Source organism: Arenibacter sp. P308M17, assembly GCF_003426735.1.
In the GTDB taxonomy this organism is placed as follows: domain Bacteria; phylum Bacteroidota; class Bacteroidia; order Flavobacteriales; family Flavobacteriaceae; genus Arenibacter.
The window spans coordinates 191,306-210,763 of sequence record NZ_QVON01000004.1 but is presented as its reverse complement, the minus strand read 5'-3'; the positions used below and the strand labels follow the sequence as shown (position 1 = coordinate 210,763).

General features: G+C 41.4%; 17 protein-coding genes. 10 read left to right on the top strand and 7 right to left on the bottom strand.

What is annotated here, in order from left to right; genetic code table 11:
* Positions 1-94 precede the first annotated feature (94 nt).
* The gene (locus D0S24_RS11625; RefSeq protein ID WP_117020037.1) at positions 95-799 is read right to left on the bottom strand and encodes a 16S rRNA (uracil(1498)-N(3))-methyltransferase; all 705 of its coding nucleotides are present in this window, start codon (positions 797-799) and stop codon (positions 95-97) included.
* A gap of 90 nt (positions 800-889) precedes the next feature.
* On the bottom strand, positions 890-1,915 hold the full coding sequence (gene tsaD, locus D0S24_RS11620) for a tRNA (adenosine(37)-N6)-threonylcarbamoyltransferase complex transferase subunit TsaD (protein WP_117020036.1): 1,026 nt from the start codon (positions 1,913-1,915) through the stop codon (positions 890-892).
* A 108-nt stretch (positions 1,916-2,023) separates the two neighbouring features.
* Between tsaD and D0S24_RS11615 the strand changes: the two genes are divergently transcribed.
* From D0S24_RS11615 to D0S24_RS11600, 4 genes are all read left to right on the top strand, one after another.
* On the top strand, positions 2,024-6,328 hold the full coding sequence (locus D0S24_RS11615) for a translocation/assembly module TamB domain-containing protein (RefSeq protein WP_251795775.1): 4,305 nt from the start codon (positions 2,024-2,026) through the stop codon (positions 6,326-6,328).
* Positions 6,329-6,512: 184 nt separating this feature from the next.
* Positions 6,513-7,499, top strand: coding sequence for a 6-phosphofructokinase (gene pfkA, locus D0S24_RS11610; protein WP_117020035.1), 987 nt, complete (start codon positions 6,513-6,515; stop codon positions 7,497-7,499).
* 23 nt (positions 7,500-7,522) lie between these two features.
* The gene (gene gap, locus D0S24_RS11605; protein ID WP_117020034.1) at positions 7,523-8,524 is read left to right on the top strand and encodes a type I glyceraldehyde-3-phosphate dehydrogenase; all 1,002 of its coding nucleotides are present in this window, start codon (positions 7,523-7,525) and stop codon (positions 8,522-8,524) included.
* 84 nt (positions 8,525-8,608) lie between these two features.
* Positions 8,609-9,463, top strand: a complete 855-nt coding sequence (locus D0S24_RS11600; protein ID WP_117020033.1) for an N-acetylglucosamine kinase — start codon at positions 8,609-8,611, stop codon at positions 9,461-9,463.
* Here D0S24_RS11600 and D0S24_RS11595 read toward each other — a convergent pair.
* From D0S24_RS11595 to D0S24_RS11585, 3 genes are read right to left on the bottom strand one after another with little or no spacing between them, the layout of a single operon-like run.
* Positions 9,453-9,833, bottom strand: a complete 381-nt coding sequence (locus tag D0S24_RS11595) for a RidA family protein (RefSeq protein WP_117020032.1) — start codon at positions 9,831-9,833, stop codon at positions 9,453-9,455. The genes D0S24_RS11600 and D0S24_RS11595 overlap by 11 nt on opposite strands.
* An 18-nt stretch (positions 9,834-9,851) precedes the next feature.
* Entirely contained in the window at positions 9,852-10,631 is a 780-nt protein-coding gene (locus tag D0S24_RS11590; protein WP_117020031.1) for a hypothetical protein, read from the bottom strand.
* 60 nt (positions 10,632-10,691) lie between these two features.
* Entirely contained in the window at positions 10,692-11,405 is a 714-nt protein-coding gene (locus D0S24_RS11585) for a bifunctional 2-polyprenyl-6-hydroxyphenol methylase/3-demethylubiquinol 3-O-methyltransferase UbiG (RefSeq protein ID WP_117020030.1), read from the bottom strand.
* A 63-nt stretch (positions 11,406-11,468) separates the two neighbouring features.
* Between D0S24_RS11585 and D0S24_RS11580 the strand changes: the two genes are divergently transcribed.
* Positions 11,469-11,960 (top strand): YkgJ family cysteine cluster protein, encoded by a 492-nt coding sequence (locus D0S24_RS11580; RefSeq protein ID WP_117020029.1) that lies wholly within the window; start codon positions 11,469-11,471, stop codon positions 11,958-11,960.
* A gap of 224 nt (positions 11,961-12,184) precedes the next feature.
* A complete protein-coding gene (locus D0S24_RS11575; RefSeq protein WP_117020028.1) occupies positions 12,185-13,036 on the top strand; it encodes a sterol desaturase family protein in 852 nt (283 codons plus the stop codon).
* On the opposite strand, the gene D0S24_RS11570 is transcribed toward D0S24_RS11575, so the two are convergent.
* Positions 13,027-14,274 carry an exo-beta-N-acetylmuramidase NamZ domain-containing protein gene (locus D0S24_RS11570; protein ID WP_117020027.1) on the bottom strand — a complete coding sequence of 416 codons (1,248 nt, stop codon included), beginning with the start codon at positions 14,272-14,274 and terminating at the stop codon, positions 13,027-13,029. The genes D0S24_RS11575 and D0S24_RS11570 overlap by 10 nt on opposite strands.
* A gap of 3 nt (positions 14,275-14,277) precedes the next feature.
* On the opposite strand from D0S24_RS11570, the gene D0S24_RS11565 reads away from it, so the two are divergent.
* The 4 genes from D0S24_RS11565 to D0S24_RS11550 all read left to right on the top strand — a co-directional run bounded on the left by D0S24_RS11565 (position 14,278) and on the right by D0S24_RS11550 (position 18,344).
* Positions 14,278-15,519, top strand: coding sequence for an ABC transporter permease (locus D0S24_RS11565; RefSeq protein WP_117020026.1), 1,242 nt, complete (start codon positions 14,278-14,280; stop codon positions 15,517-15,519).
* 71 nt (positions 15,520-15,590) lie between these two features.
* A complete protein-coding gene (locus D0S24_RS11560) occupies positions 15,591-16,370 on the top strand; it encodes an aldose 1-epimerase (RefSeq protein WP_117020025.1) in 780 nt (259 codons plus the stop codon).
* A gap of 10 nt (positions 16,371-16,380) precedes the next feature.
* Positions 16,381-17,013, top strand: coding sequence for a Crp/Fnr family transcriptional regulator (locus tag D0S24_RS11555; RefSeq protein WP_117020024.1), 633 nt, complete (start codon positions 16,381-16,383; stop codon positions 17,011-17,013).
* Between the two features lie 152 nt (positions 17,014-17,165).
* Positions 17,166-18,344, top strand: coding sequence for a cytochrome-c peroxidase (locus D0S24_RS11550; protein WP_251795774.1), 1,179 nt, complete (start codon positions 17,166-17,168; stop codon positions 18,342-18,344).
* Positions 18,345-18,362: 18 nt separating this feature from the next.
* On the opposite strand, the gene D0S24_RS11545 is transcribed toward D0S24_RS11550, so the two are convergent.
* On the bottom strand, positions 18,363-19,241 hold the full coding sequence (locus tag D0S24_RS11545) for a DUF1080 domain-containing protein (protein WP_117020022.1): 879 nt from the start codon (positions 19,239-19,241) through the stop codon (positions 18,363-18,365).
* Between the last annotated feature and the right edge of the window lie 217 nt (positions 19,242-19,458).

The following is a 19,458-nucleotide window of genomic DNA, read 5'->3' as shown; positions in this document are numbered from 1 at the left end:
TAACTAAAATGGCCATGTGTTCCCCTGGAATGTTAAACATGGCCATTCAAAGATTTATTAAAGTCTATATTAACAAGATATGCCCAATGGAGTATTATACATTAAGCATGGCCATGGTGGTACAGGCCACAATGGCCGCAGTTTCCGTACGCAACCTTGTATTTCCCAAGGCAACCGCCCTAAAGCCTTTGTCCATTGCCAATTGGATCTCTTCAGGGGAGAAATCCCCCTCCGGACCAATTAATATGGTGGTATTTTTTTTGGCAGTGGCACAATGGTAAAGTTCTGTTTTATGATCTTCCTCGCAATGTGCAATGTACAGTCCCCCACTCTGGGGTTGGGCCATGTATTCCTTAAAGGAAATGGCAGGATGTAATTGTGGCAGATAGGATTGTAGGGATTGCTTCATGGCAGCATGGACAACCTTTTCCATTCTATCCATTTTAATTACCCTTCTTTCGGAACGTTCACAAATTATGGGTGTAATCTGATGGACCCCTATTTCTGTGGCCTTCTCCAAAAACCACTCGAAACGGTCGTTAAGTTTTGTTGGTGCCACCACCATATGGAGTTGATACGGTTTTTGCGGGACTTGGGTCAGCGAAATTATTTTTGCCCTACATTTTTTATGGTCCGGGATCAAAATCTCGGCTTCAATCCAGAGCCCTTTTCCGTTGGTGACCTGCAAAATATCGCCCGAACTTTTCCGCAATACTTTGGAAATGTGCCGACTTTCATCTGGAGGAAAAATAAATTGGTCCGTTTGCTTATCCAATTCGGGATGGTAGAAAAGTTGCATGCGCTGGTTATGAAATTTACAATTCGTTTATTTTTTTTGGTGTTTACCTATCCCAAACCCATGATTGTCCCTCTTAAACTTTGAACCCTGTTATCGGATCACATATCTCGCCTTGGCGGTAATACTTTGATCTACAAAGTCCAATTCCCTATATTTCAAATAGCCTACAATACCTATCATGGCTGCATTGTCCGTACAATATTCAAATTTAGGGATATAGGTATTCCATCCCCATTTTTCCTCAGCTTTTTTAAGGGCCAATCTAATGCCCGAGTTTGCCGAGACGCCACCACCAATAGCTATTTGTGTTATCCCTGTCTGCTTTACGGCCCTCTTTATTTTATCCATTAGAATATTGATAATGGTATCTTGGATGGAAGCACAGATATCGTTCAGGTTTTCAGCAATAAAATTGGGGTTGTTTTTGGTTTCCCGTTGTATAAAATACAGAATACTGGTCTTTAGACCGCTAAAGCTAAAATTCAATCCGTCCACCTTGGGCTTGGGAAATGGAAAGGCTTTGGGATTTCCCAATTGGGCATATTTGTCTACCAAGGGTCCACCAGGATACGGAAGTCCCAAGATTTTTGCGCTTTTGTCATAGGCTTCCCCCACCGCATCATCCAGGGACTCCCCTAAAATTTCCATATCAAAGAAATCCTTGACCAGTACTATTTGCGTATGTCCTCCACTAATGGTCATTGCTAAAAAGGGGAAGGAGGGCATGCTGTAATTTTCTTCCTCAATAAAGTGCGATAAAATATGGGCCTGCATGTGGTTTACCTCAATTAAGGGAATGTCCAATCCCAAGGACAGGGATTTGGCAAAGGAGGTTCCTACCAATAAAGATCCCATAAGTCCCGGTCCACGTGTAAAAGCTATGGCGGATAACTGTTTTTTATCGATATTTGCTTTGGCTAATGCTTGGTGTACCACAGGGACAATATTTTGTTGGTGCGCCCTTGAGGCGAGTTCGGGAACAACCCCGCCATACTCCTCATGTATTTTTTGCGTGGCCACAATATTGCTTAGTGTCCTATTGCCACACAATACGGCGGCAGAAGTGTCATCGCACGAGGACTCAATGGCTAAAATATAAATAGTTTTATTATCCACTTTGTTTGGAATAAAATTTGAATGTACAAAGGTAAAACATAAAGCCCTATCAAAAAATTAAGAAAAATTCTGGTCAGAGTATTTTTGGTACTCGTTCTTATTTGTGTTTTGGGCAGTGTAATACTTTCATTGCCATTTGTCCAAACCCGTTTTGCCAAGTATGCCACAACCGAGATCAATAAGGAGTTTGGTACCAATATTAATATAGATCGCCTAAGGGTTTCCCTGATTTCCTGGGATACCTCCCTTAAGGGCGTTTATATTGAAGATTACAGAAAGGACACCCTGTTCTATATAGATAATTTAAGTACCTCTATCTTAAACGTACGCAATTTGGTGAACGGTAAACTGGAGTTTGGGGACATTGCCATTGAGCGACTCAATTTTAAGCTTAGTACCTATAAGGATGACAAGAGTACTAACCTTGAGGTGTTTATTGACAAGTTGGACAATAAAAAACCACGTGCGCCCGGGACACCGCCTTTTTATTTTTCTTCGTCCGATGTGGAAATTAGCGATAGTAAATTTAAGCTCATAGACAAGAATAGAGAGACAGAGGAGGTATTGAATTTTGTGGACCTTAATATTTCCGCTTCCGATTTTACCATTGTTGGTCCGGACGTTTCGGCCAATATCCAGAAGATGTCCTTTGGCAGTACTAGGGGAGTGGAGGTAAATGAAATGGCCACTGAGTTCAAATATACCAAACAGCAGATGCGTTTTGATTCCCTGAGCATCAGGACCCCCCAATCCCATATATTGGGCAAAGTGGTATTTGATTACGAACGGGAAGATTTTAAGGATTTTTTGAACAAGGTAAAAATTGATGCCGAGTTTATTGAATCTACCGTGGCCTTGAACGAAGTCAACCTACTTTACAATCAGTTTGGGAGTGATATAATTGTTTCGTTCTCCACTGTTGTTGATGGTGTCCTGAACGATTTGAATACGAACGATTTGTTTTTGACAACCGACAATACGGGGATTCGTGGGGATTTCAATTTCAAGAACCTTTTTACCAAGGACCTCGGTTTTGTTCTAGAGGCAAATATGAAGAATGTTACCTCCAGCTACTATGAACTTCGGGCCTTGCTGCCCAATATCCTGGATGTTCTGCCCTCTTCGATACAGAAATTGGGCCAGTTTACGATTAGGGGCGATGCCCTTATCACCGAATCTTCAATAGATACCAAAGCCAATATTAATACCCTCATTGGAAGTAGTTATGTGGACTTGGAACTTACCGATATTGATCATATAGACGATGCCTCCTACAAAGGTTTTGTCTCCCTTATTAATTTTGACCTAGGAAATTTAATCGAATCCGATAAGGTAGGTATAACAAATCTGGATTTTAATGTGGAGGGCAAGGGAGTGGTCATGGAATATTTAAATACCGAGGTAATAGGGCAGGTGTATTCCATAAATTTCAATGGCTATGACTATAAGGATATCAGCGTATCGGGGATAATCAAGGAACAGCTTTTTGATGGTTCCCTGTTGTGCAGTGACGAAAATATTCAGTTTAGCTTTAAGGGCTTGGCGGATTTTGCGGAAAACAGAAATAATTTCAATTTTATCGCTTCGGTAGATTATGCCGACCTTAAAAAGATACATTTTATAAATGATAGCGTATCCATTTTTAAAGGGGATATCAATATGGATATCACTGGGAATTCCTTGGATAATATTGTAGGGGATATAAAATTCACCAAAACCAATTATCAGAACAAGAACGAAACCTACTACTTTGAAGATTTTAAGGTCTCTTCTTCCTTTGAAAATGACAGCACACGGATTATTGATATTAATTCACCGGATATTATTACGGGTTATTTGAAGGGCAATTTTAAAGTCAGGGAACTCGGCAGGTTGCTGCAAAATTCCTTGGGGAGTATCTACACCAATTACAGACCGTTCAATATATCGGAAAATCAGAGATTGGCATTTAATTTCAAAATTTACAACAAGATTGTGGACGTGTTTTTTCCGGAAGTGAAGTTTGACCCCAATACCTTTATTAGGGGCAATATCATTGCCGATGAAGGGGATTTTAAGTTAACTTTTAAGTCGCCCAGTATTGTGGCCTATGGCAATGAATTGGATAGTATAGACATTAAGATAGATAATAAGAACCCATTGTTCAATACCTACGTCTCCATAGGGGATCTAGCAACGCCCTACTATGATGTAAAGGATTTTAATCTGATCAACACTACCTTAAAGGATACCCTGTTTTTTAGAACGGAATTTAAAGGTGGAAGTGAATATAATGATAGTTACAATCTCAATTTCTACCACACCTTTAACAAGGAGAATAAATCCGTTATTGGTCTAAAAACATCCGATGTAAATTTTAAAGGAAATAAATGGATACTCAACAAGGACGGGAATAACAAGAACAAGGTAATCCTCAATAAAACATTGGATAGTATTACTATTGAGGAAGTGGTAATGAACAATAATGAACAGGAACAAATTAGGTTACGGGGACAGCTGGCGGATTCGACCTATAAGGATATTGAACTTCAGTTCAAGATTGTTACCTTGGGCAAGATTACGCCCTCTATAGATAGTCTTAAGCTGCATGGGGAGGTGAACGGAACTTTGAACGTTTTGCAAAAGGACAACGTTTATCTACCGTCCTCCAATTTGAATATTAAAAATTTTGGGATCAATAATATAACATTGGGGGATTTGGCCATTGGTATAGTGGGCAATAGGGATTTGACAGATTTTGTGGTGAACACCACCTTGGAAGATAATGGTTTCGAGAAGCTCAGTGTGGTAGGGAATATCTCCAATAGGGAAAAGATTCCCCAGGCAAATCTCATAGTAGATTTCAATAAGTTTAATTTAGAGCCCTTCAGTCCTTTGGGAGAGGGGGTAATAACCAATATACGGGGCCTGCTACAGGGAAGCGCCATTATAAAGGGGCCCGTGAACAATCCCAATTGGAGCGGGGTACTGTCTTTGAATGATGCTGGTATTGCCATTCCCTATTTAAATGTGGATTATAGTTTTGCACCGTATTCCAGAGTAAAATTAATGGACCAGACCTTTGATTTTCAGAAGATCAATCTAACCGATGTGGCCATGAATACCAAGGCAACCTTGGATGGTACCATAACCCATAAGTTATTTACGGATTGGAGCCTGGACTTGAATGTAGATACCAATAATGATCGTTTCTTAATACTCAATACCCCATTTAAGGAAGAAGTGTTGTACTACGGTGCCGGGTATTTAAATGGCACTGGAAGGATTTTCGGACCTACCAATGCCCTTACGATCAATGTGGATGGGGAAACCGCTAGGGGGACCTCCTTAAAGATCCCGATAAGTGATGTGGTCAGTGTTGGGGATTTTTCCTTTATCAATTTTGTGGGAAAGAAAGTGGAGGATTTGGATAGGGAACAACGGGTATTAAAAGAGGTAGAAGGCCTGGAGTTGGCCTTTAACCTGGATGTTACCCCGGATGCCGAAGTTGAAATTGTTGTCGATACCAAAACAGGCAGTTCCTTAAAAGGGACAGGTGCGGGAATTTTGTTTATTGAAATCAATACCAACGGAAAATTTAATATGTACGGGGATTTCGTAGTAGTGACGGGGCAGTTTCGCTATAAGTTTGGCGGTATTGTGGATAAGACCTTTAAGGTAAAACCTGGAGGTAATATTACCTGGGAGCGGGAGCCCCTGGCGGCGCAATTGAATATGGAAGCCGTCTATTCCTTAAATGCAAACCCGGCTCCGCTCTTGGACAATCCCGGGTATACCAGACGCATTCCCACCGATGTAGTGGTAAGGTTGACCGGAGAGTTGGAAAGCCCGGTCATAGATTGGAGAATAGAGTTTCCCGGCACCAATTCCATTGTGAAGTCCGAATTGGAATATAGGTTGCAAGATCCTACCATTGCCGAAAAAAATGCTCTTTTTCTTCTGGCACAAGGCTCTTTTGTAAATGAACAGACAGGCATTAACCAACAGGCGGTTACCGGTAACCTCCTTCAATCCGCTTCCGGACTCCTCAACTCCTTATTGTCCGGAGACAATGACAAATTAAATTTTGGATTGTCCTATGAACAAGGTATTCTGGATAGAAGTACGGATATACAGACCGAAAATAGATTGGGGGTAACCCTGTCCACACAGATCAGTGAAAGGGTCCTTTTGAACGGAAGGGTAGGGGTTCCTGTAGGGGGCGTATCGGAAACCGTAGTGGCCGGGGATGTGGAAGTTCAGATTTTGCTGAATGAAGAAGGCACCCTAAGTGCCAAAATATTCAATCGGGAAAATGAAATCCAACAATTTCTGGCAGATCGCCAGGGATATACCCAGGGGGTCGGACTTTCCTATCAAGTGGACTTTGATAGTTTTAAACAGCTCCTACGTAAAATTTTAGGGAAAAATTAAGGTTTTTTTGGTAGTTTCGGATAATCCCGAAACAATCGCTTTTCCTGAGGAATTAATTACGAATTTAACAATTTCCAAGAAATTATTTAACGAAAACGTTGGAGTGCTCCGTTGTTGTCAAATTAAAGCCAAAGTGGGGTATTTATTGAAATAAGTTTGCTAGTTTTGTTTTTTTAAAATTTTTATGGCTTCAGCAATAAAAAAAATTGGTGTATTTACATCAGGGGGAGACTCTCCGGGAATGAATGCTGCCATTAGGGCAGTAGTGCGTACATGTGCCTATTTAAAGGTAGAATGTGTTGGTATCTATAGGGGATATGAAGGCATGATGGAAGGTGATTTTAAGGTAATGGATGCACGTAGTGTCAACAACATTATCAACAAGGGGGGCACCATCCTTAAATCTGCCCGTTGCTTACCTTTTAAGACCAAGGAAGGCCGTCAAATAGCATACGATCAATTGAAGAAGGCAGGTATAGATGCATTCGTAGTTATTGGGGGCGATGGCAGCTTTACAGGTGCTCTGACCTTTAACAAGGAATTTGATTTTCCGGTCATCGGAATCCCGGGAACCATAGACAACGATATATTCGGTACTACCTATACCTTAGGTTTTGATACGGCTTTGAATACAGCCGTAGAGTGCATCGATAAAATTAGGGATACGGCCAGTTCCCACAATAGGCTCTTCTTTGTTGAGGTAATGGGACGGGACGTGGGCCATATTGCCTTGAATGCAGGTGTTGGTGCCGGTGCGGAAGAGATTTTGATCCCAGAGGAAAATCTGGGACTGGAACGATTGTTGGAATCTTTGAAGCGTAGTAAGCAATCCGGTAAATCATCCAGTATTGTGGTGGTGGCTGAAGGCGACAAGACCGGTAAAAATGTATTCGAACTAAAGGAGTACGTGGAAGAGCACCTGCCTATTTATGATGTGCGTGTTTCCGTTTTGGGACATATGCAGAGAGGGGGGGCACCATCCTGTTTTGATCGTGTTTTGGCAAGTAGAATGGGTGTTAAGGCCGTGGAAGCATTATTGGAAGGAAAAACGAACCTGATGGTGGGTATACAGGATAATACGATTACCCTGACACCTATCAGTAAGGCTATAAAAGGACATACAAAAATTGATAAGGAGCTTATGAGGGTTTCCGATATCATGACAACGTAATTTAAACATTAAAATCAATAGAAATGTCAAATTTGAAAATAGGGATTAACGGTTTCGGTAGAATTGGGAGATTGGTCTTCAGGGCTACTGTAGAAAGGGATAATGTAGATGTAGTTGCTATTAACGATTTGCTGGATGTGGAACATCTTGCTTATTTGTTGGAGTATGACTCGGTACATGGTAAATTCAATGGTACCGTTGAGGTAAAGGATGGTAATTTGGTAGTAAATGGCAAAACGGTCAGGATTACTGCCGAAAGGGATCCAAAGAATTTGAAGTGGGATGAGGTTGGTGCCGATATCGTTGCCGAATGTACCGGTATTTTCACTACTTTGGAAACTGCACAATATCATATAGATGGGGGTGCCAAAAAAGTGGTTATATCAGCTCCATCCAGCAATGCCCCTATGTTTGTAATGGGCGTTAACCATAAGGAAGTCAAAGCATCGGACAAGATTGTTTCAAATGCTTCCTGTACTACAAACTGTTTGGCCCCAATGGCAAAAGTATTGAACGATAGCTTTGGTATTGAAGAGGCTTTGATGACTACAGTACACGCTACAACAGCTACCCAAATGACCGTTGATGGTCCTTCCAGAAAGGATTGGAGAGGTGGCAGAAGTGCTCTTTTGAACATTATTCCAGCTTCAACAGGTGCCGCCAAGGCGGTTACCAAGGTAATTCCCGCCTTAGAGGGGAAATTAACGGGAATGGCTTTCCGAGTACCAACTGCCGATGTTTCCGTAGTGGATCTTACGGTGCGTTTGGAGAAGGAGACTTCTTATGATGAGATCAAGAAGGCGTTTAAGAAAGCTTCTGAAGGAGAATTGAAAGGAATTTTAGGATATACGGATGAGGCCGTTGTTTCCCAAGATTTTATTGGGGACGCCAGAACCAGTATTTTTGATGCTGAGGCCGGAATTGAATTGAATTCAAAATTCTTTAAAGTGGTTTCTTGGTATGATAATGAGTCCGGGTATTCCAATAAATTGGTAGACTTAGCGCAATACATCCATAAATTATAGTCTATTAGGGTAATAATAAAAAGAATCCTGAGATTAAGCAATATTTTGTTTATTTTCAGGATTCTTTATTAATAATCTTGTTATATGATATTGATTGTAGATAGTGGTGCAACCAAATCGGATTGGATTGCCTTGGATGGGAAGGGAAAGCAGTTGTTCATGACCCAAACTTTGGGATTAAGTCCTGAAGTATTGACTCGCCCAGTAATCGAAGACCGATTGGCCAATAATTTTGAGCTTTCCAAGAACAGGAAGGATGTTACCCACTTGTACTTTTATGGTGCCGGTTGTGGTACCGATAGGATGAAAAAGTTTTTAACCGAGATTTTTAATGAATTTTTTCCCAATGCCAAGGCAGAGGTAAAGGAAGATACCTATGCGGCCATATTTGCTACCACAAAAGTAGGGCAGCACGCAATTGTCTGTATTTTGGGTACGGGCTCCAATTGCAGCTATTACGACGGTGAGATATTGCACCAAAAGGTTACGTCTTTGGGATATATTCCTATGGATGATGGCAGTGGTAACTTTTTTGGAAGGAAGTTGATAAGGGATTATTACTTTAATAAAATCCCGATGGACCTGGCAACCAAGTTTGCCAAGGAATACAATTTGGATGCCGATGTCATCAAGGAAAATTTGTACAAACAACCCAATCCAAATACCTATTTGGCCACTTTTGCCAGATTCATTGTTGAGAATAAAAATCACCCCTATTGCAGAGGGGTTATAGACAAGGGCTTTCAGCAGTTTGTGAACAACTACATTATGCAGTTTGAATTGGCAACAAAGGTACCCGTAAGCTTTGTGGGCAGTATCGCCTATTACCTACGCGAGGAACTGGCTACCGTAGTAGAAAGAAACGATCTGATTCTAGGCGTTATAAGGCAAAGACCCATTGAAGGCCTGGTGGAATTTCATAAAGCCGCTATTGAATAGCAATCATAGATATTTCAACATTTACAAATTTGGGAAGATTGGCGACTTCTACGGTTTCCCTGGCCGGAGCGGTATCCGCATCAAAATAGGCACCATATACTTCGTTAATTTGTGAAAATTGGTGCATATCCTTTACGAAAATTGATGATTTAACAACATTTTCAAAAGTCATTCCTGCCTCTGCAAGAATGGCTTTTAGATTTTGCATGGACTGTTCGGTTTCTTTTTTGATATCCCCGGACACCAAATCCCCGGTTTTTGGATCAATAGGAATTTGCCCTGAGATATACAAGGTGTTTCCTGCGAGTATGGCTTGGTTGTACGGTCCTATTGGTGCAGGTGCGTTTGTAGTGGTGATTATTTTTTTCATACGTATAAATTTTTGTAATTATTTTCCTCCATTGGCCTTTAGATCAAGGAGGCACTCCGTGCCAAACCCGGGTATCGCCCCATTTTTGGCCGTTAACATTTTGGCCATCCCCCATCCAAATTGGAGTTCTGCCCGCATTAGGCAACTCTGTTCGTTACAATGGCTTTTGGCATCTGGGTCTTCGTGTGCGTTTACAGACGGCGTTCCCAAGTTTACCAATCCAAATAAATGCCCTGCCTCGTGGCTTAAGGTAGCCGCTTCCACGGTTGATGTACTGATCAACGAACTCCTCGAAGCCAAATTTCTAATAGTAGCCTCGTAAATGACCATAGAGGTATTGCGGTATACGGCACCCAGGGTTACCAGATCTTCATTGGGCTTATCGCTACCGGAAGTGGCATCGGTAAAATAGATGTACAGTCCCAGCGTGTCCCCATTATTGTATACGGTCCTATGCTCTTTTTCCAATTCAAATACTTCTTGGATCGAAAGGCTATCCTTTTTGGGAGAGGCCAATTCCTTGTATATAATGCTTATATTATCTTTATGGGAACGCTCGTTCAAAAGGGCTACAAAATTGGAAACGGCTGTTTCAGTAGGGGCAAAATTGGTTACATAGGCAATTTCGATGGCCAAGTTTTTAAAACTGGAGTCGGACAGTAGATCGTTTGCGGAATCGCCCGGACCTTTAAGATTGGCCGTTTTATCTACCTTTAGGACATCACTGTCGTTGGAGTCCTTGGAACAGCCTAGGAACAAGGCCATGATCACCAAAAGTACTACGGATATTTTCTTCATTCTTGTCAGTTTTTATTAAAGGACCCTTACTGTTATGATAACGACAAATATAGCATGGTATTACCCAATTGCGGTAAGTTTGGCCAAATAGTCATAATGCTTTCCTTTGCTTACAAGCTCACAAGTTAAGTTATTTGCATTTGCCGCACGTTGCAAAGTGTTATAATCCAAATACAACCAATCCAAGGGTTCACTTTTCTCGCCTTTATATTCCATTACAAAGGTTACCTCCCCGTAGTAATTCTGGTCATCCGGAATCCAATAGCCCCCGTCCTCATCCTCCTCGAACATGTAAATAATATCGCTGGAATCCAGGAGTATCTGGCCGTTTGGTTTTAAGAGCGATTTTAAATGGGAGAAAAAGGGGTCTATGTTCCTTAATTTCCCCACTATCCCAATGCCGTTCATGAGCATCAGGAGGGTATCGTACTTTTGAAGATTAAAATGCTTAACATCTTGTAATACAGTGTTTTTAATGCCCCTTAGTTTGCAGGTTTCAATAGCTCCGGGAGATTGGTCCAGGGCGGTAACAGGGAAGCCTTTTTTTTGCAAATAGAGGCTGTGGCTGCCCGCTCCGCAGCCAATATCCAGGATATTGCCCTTGCATAGCTTTAGCGCTTTTTGTTCCAAGGGCGGCATTTTCCTAAAGTCCCTAAAGAGGTAGGGGATAGGTATAATATCTTCCTCATCCAATGAGGAATAGGTCTTGATATCTTCGGAATATTTACCGGATTGGTAATCCAAAAGCGCCCTGCCCAAAATGTCCTTAGCCATTTAAATTTGTTATTTACATGCAAATGTGGGACTTTTAACCAACTTTTAAAAGTTTATTCCATAATGGATGAGGTAATTAGGCAACTTCCAAAGTTAGCGCAGGAAAAGCATAATGAAAATAAGAAATTCTTTGGCAGGCTTCGGAAAAAACCGCCAAAGGATCTGGATTATATAATGCAGGACCTGCACGGGGCGGAATTTAGGAGAACCGATTGTTTAAAATGTGCCAATTGTTGCAAGACTACCGGCCCCCTTTTTACCAATGCGGATATAGAGCGTATTGCCAAACATCTCCGTATGAAGCCCCAGAAATTTATAGATCAATTTTTGAGGGTGGACGAGGAGAACGATTATGTACTGCAAAGTGTTCCCTGTACCTTTTTAGGTCCTGATAATTATTGTTCCATTTATGGGGTAAGGCCTAAGGCCTGCCGTGAATTTCCACATACCGATAGGAAAAAGTTCCAGCAAATAAGTAATCTGACCCTACAGAATGTCGCCATTTGTCCGGCTGCATACAATATAGTGGAGGAAATGAAAAAATTAATAAAGTAGGCCAAGGTAAAAATATAGCCTGATGGTCAACGGCCAACTGCATATCGAATCAGTTCATTTTTTTTCACACATAATTACTTAGTTTAAAGATTCTCCAACGCATGTGGTGGGACCCGCCCGTTCCTTAGACAAGGCTTCCAATCTGCCTTTTCGGCAGTCCCGGGTGAGGTAAAATGTAAAATTTCTCGAGATTTTATGTTAAAACTATTTTGTAAATTTAGGCTATGGAAGCCATTTACAACTATTTTGAAACTATCCCTCCCGCGCACCGGAGTATCATATTGGTGTCCGGGATTGCCTTTTTTTGGATATTGGAGTTCATAATTCCCCTGTTTCAATTACAATATAACAAGCTGAGACATGCGGGTACCAATATTTTTTTTACCCTAACGACCATCCTTGTAAATTTTCCTTTGGCCTTTTTGTTGCTGAAAACCAGTGATTGGACCTTGGCCAATAATTTTGGGGTCCTTCAGTGGCTGCCGGTAATCCCATTATGGCTCAAGCTGTTGTTGGGGGTAATGATGCTCGACTTTTTTAGCGCATGGTTGGCCCACTGGGTAGAGCATAAGGTGAAGGTGCTCTGGGGCTTCCACCTGGTCCATCATACCGATCATGAAGTGGATACTACCACTGCCAATAGGCACCATCCGGTAGAAAGCGTGGTCCGATTTGTCTTTACGTGTTTTGGAACCTTTGTGGTAGGTGCGCCGGTAGCCATAATTATGATATATCAGGCCCTATCGGTGGTGCTGTCACAATTTAACCATGCCAATATTTCCTTGCCAAAAAGGATGGATGACATATTGGGTTGGGTCATTGTCTCACCGGATATGCACAAAGTGCACCACCATTATAAATTACCCTATACGGACAGTAATTATGGGAATATATTTTCTATATGGGATCGACTCCTTGGAACCTATATGAAATTGCCCAATAATGAAATTGTATACGGTGTGGATACCTGTCCCAATGCAAAGGAAAATTCCAATATCGGGGCTTTATTGAAAATTCCGTTTAAGCCTTATAAATCGCCAGAAAAAATGGATATAAAATCCACTGGTCAATTGTAGATTAGATATTTGGCCCTTATTTCTTTGAATTGGGCTATATCATTTTGCCAGGTCTTCCTTATTTCTTCTTGGGAAAGTCCGGCCTCGATCTGTTTTTGTAATTCTGTGGTGCCGGCATGTTTGGTAAAGCCACTTGTATTAAAAAATAGGCTCTTGTCCTTGGTGTTCTTGTAGGCATCCAATAGGTAATCCAAATTCACGGTATTCATTTTGGGCGTTTTGGACAAGTCCTTTCCATAACATATTTTATCTTTCTGCTTTGGGTCCTTCGATCCAAAATTAGGAGCAGGGGTATATTTAAAATCATATTGGGTACTGTCCAAAAAGGAGGCGCCATAACGTTGAAACTGAAACTCTGTTCCACGACCTGCATTTACATTGGTACCTTCAAATAATCCCAGGCTGGGATACAGATAAATAGAAGTGATATTGGGAAGGTTGGGGGAGGGCCTGATAGGCAATATGTAATCTTTAGAGTGGTTATAATTTTCCATCGGGATTACCGTCAGGTCCGCTACAACTTTGTTTTCCAGCCAGCCCTCTTTGTTGATCATATTGGCATATTCCCCAATGGTCATCCCATAGACCAAGGGAATATTGGTCATTCCCAAAAAGCCCCTATGTTGGGTCTCCATGCTAGGACCATCCACGTAATGTCCGTTCGGGTTGGGTCTGTCCAAGACAATTATAGGAATATTGTTTTCCGCACACGCCTCCATGACCAATTGCATGGTAGCTATATAGGTGTAGAAACGTACCCCCACATCCTGTATGTCGAACAGAATTACATCTAGATCGCGTAATTGTTCTTTGGAAGGCTTACGGTTTTTTCCATAGAGGGAAATTATGGGGAGTCCTGTTTTATGGTCCTTTCCATCACTTACCTTTTCCCCGGCATCGGCATCACCCCGAAACCCGTGTTCAGGGGCAAATACTTGTTTAATATTGATGTGCTTGGCCAAAAGGGAATCCACAATATGGGTGTAGGACAAGGGTTGGGTATCCTTAAAGAGGACACTGGTCTGATTGGCTACTATTCCAACCCGCTTCCCCTCAAGTAAAGGAAGGTAAGTGGCAATTCTGTTGGCCGCTATGGTTATAGGCAGATCGTTGTCAAGGGTATCCCGCACTACTACCTTGTTGAGTGCTTTATTCTGTGATTTGCCATGGTTTCCACAAGAAGAAAGTGTAAAAACCAATAATAAAACTGTATTTTTGAAAATGGAAAAAACTGCCATAAATTGAATTTAGAATTTTTTATCGCCAAACGCCTTGTTACAGGTAAGGAGCATAAAATTAGTATATCTGCACCAATAATAAAAATAGCTATTGCGGCAATTACATTGGGTGTAATAATGATGTTGGTAGCCATTTCTACGGGAGTGGGTCTTAAGCACAAAATACGGGAAAAGATCGCTGCCTTTAACGGCCACATCCAGATATATAACTATGACAACAACACTTCCGAGGTGTCCATGGTCCCTGTTTCCCTTGATCAGGAATTTTATCCGGAATTTAAATCGGTCAACGGTATAAGGCATATTCAGGGGGTAGCTACCAAGGCAGGGATAATAAGGACCGAAGAGACTTTTGAAGGTATTTTGGCCAAAGGTGTCGGGCCGGATTATAATTGGGCTGTTTTTAAAGAGTTTTTAACGGATGGCGCCCTGCCCAATTTTGGAGGGGAAATCAATGATGGAACATTGATATCCCAGGTGTTGTCCAATCGTTTAAATTTAAAGACGGGCGACTCCTTTATTGCCATTTTTTTTAAGGAGAATGATGCATCCAAAATGCCCAATCAACGTAAATTTACCATAACGGGCATTTACGACAGTGGCTTTGAGGAGTTGGATGGTTCCTATATTTTCATTGACCTTCGGCACATTCAGCACATGAATAAATGGGCCGATAATGAAGTGGGAAACTTTGAAATCTTTGTTGATGATTTTGATGACATGGACAACAAGGCCAAGGAAATTTATGGGAATACCTTATCCAATCTGGATACACAGACCATAAAGGACAAGTATTACAGGATTTTTGAATGGCTTGGTCTTTTCGATTTTAATATAGCATTGATTATAGGTATAATGATCATTGTAGGGGGCATCAATATGATCACCGCCCTGCTCGTTTTAATATTGGAACGGACCCAAATGATCGGTATCTTAAAGGCCTTGGGGTCCTCCAATTGGAGCATACGCAAGATATTCCTGTATAATGCCGCCTATTTGATAGGTGTTGGATTGTTACTGGGCAATATCATTGGATTGGGCATTATTGGGTTGCAGTATAAATTCCGAATGTTCAAATTTCCCAATCCCAAGGAGTATTATATAGATTATATTCCTGTGCACCTGGATGTAGTTACCGTGGTCTTGCTCAACATCGGGGTTTTAATATTATGTCTGTTGATGCTGCTTCTGCCTTCCTATATCATTACTAAAATTTCCCCGGTAAAGGCCATACAGTTCGAATAGAATTTTGTAATTTTTTTAAAATCTGGAATCATTGGAAAAGAGATAACGCTATTCCATAAAAGTAAAAGTAAATGGTACATCTGGAATTACATGATCAAATAGTGAAAATAGATGAAGGGGAATTGGTAGGCTACTCGGTCCTCGGACAGGAGTATATCCACCAAAAAGGTAGTCCGGGATGGCGAAACTCGGACACTGAAATGTTTCCGATTATAGGGCCTACGAACGAAGCCGATTTTAGGGTTACCACCCCAAAAGGTACTGCGGTACAGGATCAACATGGCCTATTGCGGGAAATGGCCTACCAATTGGTTTCCGAATCCAAGACAAAGCTTGTCTTTAATAAAAAATACACTTCGGGCACCCCTATAAAAAACTCCAAATTTCCTGCGAAATCCACCCAAGAATATTTATCATGGCCCTATAGCTTTGAATTTACAAAGTCTTTCGAAATTTTGGAAAACGGTCTAAGAATTCAATTCAAAATTAAGGCAGAAGAAGGAATGCCCTTTATGTTGGGATATCATCCGGCCTTTAAACTAAATTATGATAAAGCCTCCATAAGGACTCCGGATCGTACCATTGGCCTTCAAGAAGTGCTCAATGCGGGCAATAGGGCCTTGCCGGTGATGGACTGTAATTTCCTTACCCTAAGGGATGTTGGAGAGCTTAGTCTAAAAACCGAAGGCTTCGGAAATTTTATGTTGTGGACAGAGGTGCCCAATATGATATGTATAGAACCAATTTCCTTTTATCCCTATGCTGTAGGCCAGAAAGATTTGCACAACGGATTTCAGACTGTAAATGGGTCTGAAAGGATTTTTTCGGTAACAGTTCAACCTAATATTTGAAACGATAGGCATGACGGAAGCATTACAATTACATTATGGTTATCTTTTTGAACCGGAGTTGTTAGAGGAAATAAGGAAAGTAGGTAGTTATAAAAAAGTTAGCCAAGGCCAAACCCTAATGGAAATAGGTGACAATATCAAGTCCATGCCCTTGTTGCTGAGCGGTGCCATTAAGGTTTTAAGGGAAGATGATGAGGGCAATGAACTGTTGTTGTACTTCGTGGAAAAAGGGGATACCTGCGCCATGACTTTTTCTTGTTGTATGGGGAATAGGACTAGTGGAATTAGGGCCGTGGCCGAAACGGATACCGACTTATTGATGATCCCTGTGGCATATCTGGAGATATGGATGGGAAAATACAAATCATGGCAAAAGTTTATATTGGACAGTTATAATGCCCGTATGATGGAGCTTATGGAAACCATAGATACGCTTGCTTTTCTAAGAATGGATGAACGGTTGTTGAAACACTTGCAGGACAAGGCCAAAGTAACCCAGGATGATGTACTATATGCTACCCATCAGGAAATAGCCTACGATCTTCACACTTCGCGAGTGGTGGTATCCCGGTTATTGAAAAAAATGGAAAATGAAGGTAAGATAGCACTTTATCGAAATCAGATAAAGGTGTTGGATCTTTAGTTTTTTATTTTTGCTAATTGCTAATTGCTAATTGCTAATTGCTAATTGCTAATTGCTAATTGCTAATTGCTAATTGCTAATTGCTAATTGCTAATTGCTAATTGCTAATTGGAAGTTTATGTGCTGCACTGGTCTTGATAAATTGAATGTCTATGAAGATTGATTTTTGTAAGTATCTCATGGTGACATCCGTATTTTTGGCGGGTTGTGGTCATGCTCCCGAAAAGAAGGAATTGGATAGGCCCCGGGTTAAGGAGATTGCCAAAGTATCCGCCCTGCCCAAGATTGTAAAAACTCCAATAGGAAATCCAAATTCCGAAGAGAAGGAACTTTTGGGGAAACTGCTTTTCTATGACCCTATCCTTTCCGGTGGCAAGGACATTGCTTGTGCCAGTTGTCACCACCCCACCACCGGGTATGCCGAATTCTTGGACCTGTCCATAGGTGCAAATGGTAAGGGCCTTGGAAGTAAAAGGACATTTAAGGAACCCAATGATATTCCCCAAATGAAAAGGAATTCCCCCACTATTTTAAACACGGCATATAATGGGATACACGGGAAGGATGATTATGAACCGGAAAATGCTCCCATGTTTTGGGACGATCGTGTAAAGAGTCTGGAAAAACAGGCACTCGAACCCATAAAGACTTTGGAGGAAATGAAAGGTTTACATTTTTCAAAGTCCCAAATTTTAGGGGAGGTGGCAGCAAGACTTCAATCCATTCCAGAATACAAAAATCTTTTTGCGGAAGCCTTCGGTGCGGATGCCCCCATAGACAGTATTCATATCGGGATGGCCATTGCCTCTTTTGAAAGAACTTTAGTGGCCAACAATTCCCGGTTCGATCAATATATGGCCGGAGATATAAACGCCATATCCCATTCGGAAAAGGAAGGAATGGAGCTTTTTAAATCCGTTGGTTGCATCAATTGCCATAATGGTCCTATGTTTTCCGATTATAAGTTGCACGTTCTGGGAGTGCCGGAGAACAAGAAGGTTCCGGAACCGGATAGTGGATTCCAGGAAAGTTTCGCATTTAGGACAGCCTCACTTAGAAACCTCCGTTTTACAGCACCTTATATGCACAATGGCAGCTTCCAAAATTTAAAGCAGGTGCTGGAATTCTACGAGGATATTTCCTTTGGGAAAACACGAAATCCCTCCGTATCCAAGGAAATGTTCGATCCCTTGGTAAGGGAACTTCAGCTCAGTGTTAAGGATATGTCCTTGATCATTTCTTTTTTGAATACCCTTAACGATGAAGATTTTGATAAGGAAATTCCCAAAAGAGTTCCCAGTGGGTTGCCAGTGGGTGGAAATATCCAATAGAGGGTTTACGCCTTGTAATTAGTTGTAGTTACAAGCCTCTGGATCGGATTTTATATAATACTTGCTATAGTTGGAAGCTTTGGGGTCCGTACAGCCCTTAAGGTTTTTTAATTCCACTTTTCTAAAGTCTATCGGCTGTCCTTCCGCTTGTAAGGCTATAAAACCTTCCTTTAACAATTTACCGTCGATCTTGATGGCCGGATCATATCGGTTAGCTACACCGCCCCCTATTTGTGGCTTGGTGTATTGCAGTACCTCCTCACCGTTAACTATATGGGTCACAAGGGAATCTCCCAAAACAATGGCCTCGGCGCGTACCCATTGTTCCCCAAAATAGGTCTTGGACGTAGAATTGATACAATGCCTTGGATCTATTTTACCTTCATAAACTACATCTGTTCCCGGGGAACACATGTTTCCGGTGGGCCGTGATTTTCCCTCTTCCAATCCGGCCAAAAATTGCATTTCCACAGAAATGGGCCAATCCTGTTCCTTGGGCATGGTCCTTGGGTCCTGGGAATGGAACATTACCCCACTGTTTTTTATGGTATAACTTGGGGCTCCAGGGTGCAATTCCCCTACAAATCGATACTCTACCACCAAATGATAATAGGAATAGGGAGTGTTGTAATATAGGTGTCCATAACGCTCATTAAAATCGCCCTCATAGTTGTCATAGCGCACTTTTATAATACTGTCTTCCACCCTAAAGGTGTCGCCATAATTGTCCCCAACTTCATAATGGTGAATTTTAGTGGTCCAATCATTTATATCCGTTCCATTGAACAAGGAGATCCATCCTTCGTTTTTTTCTTCTGAAACGGATTTTACCGTGCTGCATTGCCAAAGAAGTAAAGCCGTTATAAGGGCACTTAGGATAGAGCGGATTTTTTGCATGTTCCAGGGTTTTTTGATTTATGGGCACAAGATAAAATATTAAATGATTATTAATACCAACTTATCTAAGTACATGACAAAAATCGTCTTAACAAGGTTTCTCGGAAAATCCGTTTTACCCCAAACCCTAAAGGGAGCCTGATTTTCCTTAATTTCTCCCTTTAGGGTCGGGGTCAAAAATTGAGGAAAATCTTGCGAGATGGAATTTTGTCATGTA

Coding starts and splice junctions, on each gene's coding strand:
- D0S24_RS11600 (WP_117020033.1), top strand. CDS start 8,609: ATGATATTGATTGTAGATAGTGGTGCAACCAAATCGGATTGGATTGCC.
- D0S24_RS11625 (WP_117020037.1), bottom strand. CDS start 799: ATGCAACTTTTCTACCATCCCGAATTGGATAAGCAAACGGACCAATTT.
- D0S24_RS11585 (WP_117020030.1), bottom strand. CDS start 11,405: ATGGCTAAGGACATTTTGGGCAGGGCGCTTTTGGATTACCAATCCGGT.
- D0S24_RS11575 (WP_117020028.1), top strand. CDS start 12,185: ATGGAAGCCATTTACAACTATTTTGAAACTATCCCTCCCGCGCACCGG.
- D0S24_RS11560 (WP_117020025.1), top strand. CDS start 15,591: ATGGTACATCTGGAATTACATGATCAAATAGTGAAAATAGATGAAGGG.
- D0S24_RS11545 (WP_117020022.1), bottom strand. CDS start 19,241: ATGCAAAAAATCCGCTCTATCCTAAGTGCCCTTATAACGGCTTTACTT.
- D0S24_RS11555 (WP_117020024.1), top strand. CDS start 16,381: ATGACGGAAGCATTACAATTACATTATGGTTATCTTTTTGAACCGGAG.
- D0S24_RS11595 (WP_117020032.1), bottom strand. CDS start 9,833: ATGAAAAAAATAATCACCACTACAAACGCACCTGCACCAATAGGACCG.
- gap (WP_117020034.1), top strand. CDS start 7,523: ATGTCAAATTTGAAAATAGGGATTAACGGTTTCGGTAGAATTGGGAGA.
- pfkA (WP_117020035.1), top strand. CDS start 6,513: ATGGCTTCAGCAATAAAAAAAATTGGTGTATTTACATCAGGGGGAGAC.
- D0S24_RS11580 (WP_117020029.1), top strand. CDS start 11,469: ATGGATGAGGTAATTAGGCAACTTCCAAAGTTAGCGCAGGAAAAGCAT.
- D0S24_RS11570 (WP_117020027.1), bottom strand. CDS start 14,274: ATGGCAGTTTTTTCCATTTTCAAAAATACAGTTTTATTATTGGTTTTT.
- D0S24_RS11590 (WP_117020031.1), bottom strand. CDS start 10,631: ATGAAGAAAATATCCGTAGTACTTTTGGTGATCATGGCCTTGTTCCTA.
- D0S24_RS11550 (WP_251795774.1), top strand. CDS start 17,166: ATGAAGATTGATTTTTGTAAGTATCTCATGGTGACATCCGTATTTTTG.